The 5195-nt window shown below is 70.0% G+C and carries 7 protein-coding genes; 6 read left to right on the top strand and 1 reads right to left on the bottom strand.

What is annotated here, in order from left to right; genetic code table 11:
- Window positions 1-204: 204 nt before the first annotated feature.
- A complete protein-coding gene (locus tag K6I34_RS31015; RefSeq protein ID WP_229331142.1) occupies window positions 205-738 on the top strand; it encodes a peptidylprolyl isomerase in 534 nt (177 codons plus the stop codon).
- Between the two features lie 249 nt (window positions 739-987).
- On the top strand, window positions 988-1860 hold the full coding sequence (locus K6I34_RS31010; protein WP_229331140.1) for a rhomboid family intramembrane serine protease: 873 nt from the start codon (window positions 988-990) through the stop codon (window positions 1858-1860).
- 297 nt (window positions 1861-2157) lie between these two features.
- Here the strand turns inward: K6I34_RS31010 and crgA are convergent, their stop codons facing one another.
- Window positions 2158-2412: a cell division protein CrgA gene (crgA, locus tag K6I34_RS31005; RefSeq protein WP_229331138.1), complete on the bottom strand. Its 255-nt coding sequence runs from the start codon at window positions 2410-2412 to the stop codon at window positions 2158-2160.
- 146 nt (window positions 2413-2558) lie between these two features.
- On the opposite strand from crgA, the gene K6I34_RS31000 reads away from it, so the two are divergent.
- From K6I34_RS31000 to K6I34_RS30985, 4 genes are all read left to right on the top strand, one after another.
- Window positions 2559-3323 (top strand): DUF881 domain-containing protein, encoded by a 765-nt coding sequence (locus K6I34_RS31000; protein ID WP_229331136.1) that lies wholly within the window; start codon window positions 2559-2561, stop codon window positions 3321-3323.
- Window positions 3324-3342: 19 nt separating this feature from the next.
- Window positions 3343-4161 carry a class E sortase gene (locus K6I34_RS30995; protein WP_229331134.1) on the top strand — a complete coding sequence of 273 codons (819 nt, stop codon included), beginning with the start codon at window positions 3343-3345 and terminating at the stop codon, window positions 4159-4161.
- 81 nt (window positions 4162-4242) lie between these two features.
- Entirely contained in the window at window positions 4243-4419 is a 177-nt protein-coding gene (locus K6I34_RS30990) for a hypothetical protein (protein WP_229331132.1), read from the top strand.
- Entirely contained in the window at window positions 4416-5054 is a 639-nt protein-coding gene (locus K6I34_RS30985) for an aminodeoxychorismate/anthranilate synthase component II (protein ID WP_229331130.1), read from the top strand. Before K6I34_RS30990 ends, K6I34_RS30985 begins: the two co-directional genes overlap by 4 nt.
- Window positions 5055-5195 lie beyond the last annotated feature (141 nt).

Here is a 5195-nt window from a genome sequence, read left to right as displayed (position 1 = left end):
TGAACGCACCCCACCTCGTCGCCCTCGTGCGAGCCGGAGCCCGCTTCGAACGCGGTCACCTCGTTGAACGACCCGAGCCCGCTGCTGCATGAACAACCCGCCGATCCACAGGATTTGACAATTGCTCGTGTTTGCCCGCTACTCGCGTGAAGCCGTCCGTGCGAGGATCAGTAGCCGCCAGCGCAGACTTATGGAAGGTAGAACGTGGCCGAGCAGCTGTACGCCACCCTGAGGACCACCCAGGGCGACATCGAGATCCGGCTGCTGCCGAATCACGCGCCCAAGACGGTGCGGAACTTCGTGGAGCTCGCGCAGGGGGAGCTCGAGTGGGTCAACCCGGCGACCGGCGAGAAGTCCACGGACAGGTTCTACGACGGCACGGTCTTCCACCGCGTCATCAAGGGGTTCATGATCCAGGGCGGTGACCCGCTCGGGAACGGCACCGGCGGCCCGGGGTACACCTTCAAGGACGAGTTCCACCCCGACCTCGCCTTCGCCAAGCCCTATCTGCTGGCCATGGCCAACGCCGGGCCGGGCACCAACGGCTCGCAGTTCTTCATCACGGTGGCGGCCACCCCGTGGCTCACCCGCAAGCACACGATCTTCGGTGAGGTGACCGACGACGCCTCGAAGAAGGTCGTGGACGCCATCGCCGCCGTGGAGACCGCCGAGCGCACCGAGCGCCCGGTGACCGACGTCGTCCTGGAATCCGTCGTCATCGAGTCCCGCGAGGGCTGACGACCGAGTCCCGCGAGGGCTGACGATCGGGTCCCACGGGGGCTGACGTCGAGTCCCGCGAGGGCCGACGCGGCCCCGGTCCGGCCGGGCGTCACCTCCGGGGCCGGATCTTCACCCTCCCGGGGGTGGCCGGCCGGGAACCCGGTGCGCGGCCCGTCCGTATGACGGGAGGGGCCGCGCGTCACCGGATCGGCCCTGGGGCACCCCCGGATTCCGTCCGGGGGGCCGTGACAGGCGCGAGGGGAACGCATGAACGACCAAGCCGTCGGCTGCTACCGGCACCCGGACCGCGAGACCGGTATCCGCTGTACCCGCTGCGAGCGTCCGATCTGCCCCCAGTGCATGGTCAGCGCGGCCGTCGGCTTTCAGTGCCCGGAGTGCGTGAGCGGGCACGGCCCGGGCGCGGACGGCACCCCTCCGCCGCGGGCCGCCGCACCGCGCACGATCGCCGGCGGCGCCCACGTCATGGACCCCCGCCTGGTGACCAAGGTGCTGCTGGGGCTCAACGTGGCCCTGTGGGTCGCGGTGCTCGTCGTCGGCGACCGGCTCGTGGACGCCCTGGAGCTGTTCGGCAGAGCGCGGCTGACCTACGGCGGACCGGTCGAGGGTGTCGCCGAGGGCCAGTGGTACCGCCTGCTGACCTCGATGTTCCTGCAGCAGGCGCCCATGCACATCGCGTTCAACATGCTCTCGCTGTGGTGGCTCGGCCCGCCGCTGGAGGCCGCGCTGGGGCGGGCCCGGTTCCTGGCCCTGTATCTGCTGTCGGGTCTCGGCGGATCCGCGCTCACCTATGTGATCGCCGATCCGACGCAGCCGTCGCTCGGTGCCTCGGGCGCCGTCTTCGGCCTGCTGGGGGCGACAGCCGTGCTGATGCGGCGCCTCAACTACGACATGCGGCCCGTCATCGCCCTGCTCGTGCTCAACCTGATCTTCACCTTCGCCTGGGCCAACATCGCCTGGCAGGCCCACATCGGCGGCCTGGTGACGGGCACGGCGGTGGCGTACGGCCTGGTGCACGCGCCGCGTCACAAGCGGGAGCTGGTGCAGCGGGCCACCTACGGGGCCGTGCTGCTGGTGATCGTGGTCGCCGTGGTCTTCCGGACGCTCCAGCTCAGCGGCTGAGCCGGCGCTCCCTGCCTTCCCGCGCCCGGGGGAATCCTCGCGTCCGCGGGGATCACGCCCAGTGGCCCGGCGGTTGTCCACAGCACGTACGGGATCTTGTGCACGCCGTGGGGAATGCCGGGCCCGCTGTGCGCCGGATCCCGTTTCCGCTGGAAGCGGCCCTGCGAAGCCCTGTGACGCGGGCTACACCGGCTCAGTGATCAGTCACACCGGCGTCAATGCCGGGGAAGTTATCCACAGATCTTCTGAGTTTTCCCCACTGTGGACGAGGGTGTGGATAACTCCCCCGAGGAGTCCTTACTTCCACTGGGTGGAGACCACGAACCCGGCCGCGATAAAGCCGAAACCGACCACGATGTTCCAGTTGTGCAGCGATTCCACGGGCATGTCGCCACTGGTCACATAGAAGACGACGATCCAGGCCAGCCCGATCAGGAACAGCGCCAGCATCAGCGGAGCGACCCAGCCGCGGCCGCTGCTCAACTTGATGGCCTGCTGCTTGGCCGGCGGGGGCGTGAAGTCGTCCTTCTTGCGGATCCGTGACTTCGGCACGAGGAACTCTCCTGTCGATGCGCTGCGTGACCGCGCTGGGGATGCTCAAGGGCTGTCCGCCGGGTCGGGAAGCGCAGGGAACGCCACCTTCTCCCGGGCGTCCGTTAGCGTAGTGCTTCCGCGGCGTCGGAGAGGATAAGGGTACGTTGAGCAATTCTGCGGACTCCACCAGCACGTCTTCCCGGCGATTCCGGCCGGTGCGGCTGCTGACCGGCGGGGTCTTCGCGCTCGCCGGCCTCATCTTCTGGACCAGCTTCAACACCGCGCAGGGCACCAATATCCGCACCGACGACTCGATGCTCCGGCTGTCCGACCTCATCCAGGAACGCAGCCGCAAGAACGCCGACCTGGACGACAGCGCCGCGGGGCTGCGTTCCCGGGTCGACGCGCTCGCCCGGCGCGACAACGGCAACAACGCCGAGGACAACCGCAAGCTCGCCGCGCTGGAGGCCGATGCGGGCACCGAGAAGATCCAGGGCTCCGGCCTCACCGTCACCCTCACCGACGCCCCGCCCAACGCCACGCCCAGGATTCCCGGCGTACCCGACCCGCAGCCCAACGACCTGGTGATCCATCAGCAGGACCTCCAGGCCGTCGTCAACGCCCTGTGGAAGGGCGGCGCCAAGGGCATCCAGGTCATGGACCAGCGGCTGATCTCCACCAGCGCCGTCCGCTGCGTCGGCAACACCCTCATCCTCCAGGGCCGCGTCTACTCCCCGCCGTACAAGGTGACCGCCGTCGGTGACCGCGGCGCCCTGCGCAAGGCCCTGGACACCTCCCCCGCGATCCAGAACTACCTCCAGTACGTGACCGCGTACGGGCTCGGCTGGAAAGTCGACCAGCACGACGCGGTGACTCTTCCCGGGTACTCGGGCACAGTGGATCTCCACTACGCCAAGCCCATGGGGTAACCCGGGAGGGGGTCGGCCGATGGGAACGAGGCTCGTCGTCCGGACACTCAGCGAGCTGTGCGTCACCGTAGGCACCCTGATCGTCCTGCTGGTCGTCTACGTCCTCTACTGGACCGGCGTCCGCGCGAACAGCGCGATGGACAGCGAGGTGCACCGCCTCCAGGAACGCTGGTCGGCCGCCGCCGGCGGCGGGCAGTTACCGGGGCAGGACCCCGGAGCCCGGACCGGAGGGAACGGAGGGACCGGGGCAGCCGCCGGAACGGACACCCCCGCGAGTCCGTCCGCGACCGGCCAGGGGACAGGCGCGGGGAAAGGGGCCGGTGGCACGGGCCCCGGCGCGAAAACGGCTCCCCGGAAGAACCCTCCCCCCTCCGGTGAGTCCTTCGCCGTCATGTACATCCCCCGCCTCGGCCGGAGCTGGGCCAAACCCGTGCTCCAGGGCACCGGCACCGACGTCCTGAAGAAGGGCCTCGGGCACTACGACGGCACCGCGGGCCCGGGCCAGACGGGCAACTTCGCGGTCGCCGGGCACCGCAGGACGTACGGCGACCCGCTCAAGGACCTCCCCGAACTGCGCTCCGGTGACCCGGTGGTGGTCACCGACGGCACGACGTGGTTCACGTACGTCGTCGACGGCGCCCCCTTCACGACCCGCCCCGACGACGTCGGCGTCATCGACCCCGTACCCGCCGAGTCCGGCTACCGCGGACCCGGCCGCTACCTCACCCTCACCACCTGCGAGCCGGAGTGGGGCCACAGCCACCGGCTGATCGTCTGGGCCCACCTGGACGCCACCAGGCCCATGGCGGACGGCAAGCCCAAGGCTTTGCTCAGCTGACCCACCGGGCCCTTCCGCTCCCCGTAGTCTGGTGCTGGAAATCGCGAACCGACTACTACGTCATCGGCAAGTGGGGACGGCATGTACGGCTGGATCTGGCGGCATCTGCCGGGCAATACATGGGTGCGGGCACTGACCTCGCTGGTACTCGTGCTGGCGATCGTCTACGTCCTCTTCCAGTACGTCTTCCCGTGGGCGGAACCGCTGTTGCCGTTCAACGATGTGACGGTCGACAACGGAATGGCGGTCAACCGGTGAGTGCGCGCATCCTCGTCGTGGACAACTACGACAGCTTCGTCTTCAACCTCGTCCAGTACCTCTACCAGCTCGGCGCCGAGTGCGAGGTGCTGCGCAACGACGAGGTCGAGCTGAGCCACGCCCAGGACGGTTTCGACGGCGTGCTCCTGTCGCCCGGGCCGGGCGCGCCGGAGCAGGCAGGCGTCTGCATCGACATGGTGCGGCACTGCGCCGCCACGGGCGTGCCGGTCTTCGGCGTGTGCCTGGGCATGCAGTCGATGGCCGTGGCGTACGGCGGAGTCGTCGGCCGGGCCCCCGAGCTGCTGCACGGCAAGACCTCGCTGGTGAGCCACGAGGGCACCGGCGTCTTCGAGGGGCTCCCCTCGCCGTTCACGGCCACCCGCTACCACTCGCTGGCCGTCGAGAGGGAGAGCTGGCCCGCGGAGCTGGAGCTCACGGCCTGGACGGAGTCGGGCATCGCGATGGGCCTGCGCCACCGCGAGCTGCCGGTCGAGGGCGTGCAGTTCCACCCCGAGTCGGTGCTCACCGAATGGGGCCACCGGATGCTGGCCAACTGGCTGGTGACCTGCGGAGACACGGGCGCCGTCGAGCGTTCGACGGGCCTCGCGCCGGTGGTGGGCAAGGCCGGGGCGTGACCACGCTCCGGCCCGAGCGGACCCCGCGGGCCGTATCGCGCCCGCTGCCGCCGGAGGGTGCTGTCCACGGGCCGCTGCCGCCGGAGGGGGCCGCCTCTTCCTCCCGGCCGCTGCCGCCCGAGGACCGGGCGACGGTGCAGC

This window comes from Streptomyces sp. UNOC14_S4 (assembly GCF_020740835.1).
Taxonomy (GTDB): domain Bacteria; phylum Actinomycetota; class Actinomycetes; order Streptomycetales; family Streptomycetaceae; genus Streptomyces.
This window is presented reverse-complemented; position numbering and strand designations above follow the sequence as displayed.

Excerpts from the sequence above, each read along its gene's own strand:
- K6I34_RS31010 (WP_229331140.1), top strand. The coding sequence starts at position 988 with ATGAACGACCAAGCCGTCGGCTGCTACCGGCACCCGGACCGCGAGACC.
- K6I34_RS30995 (WP_229331134.1), top strand. The coding sequence starts at position 3,343 with ATGGGAACGAGGCTCGTCGTCCGGACACTCAGCGAGCTGTGCGTCACC.
- K6I34_RS30990 (WP_229331132.1), top strand. The coding sequence starts at position 4,243 with ATGTACGGCTGGATCTGGCGGCATCTGCCGGGCAATACATGGGTGCGG.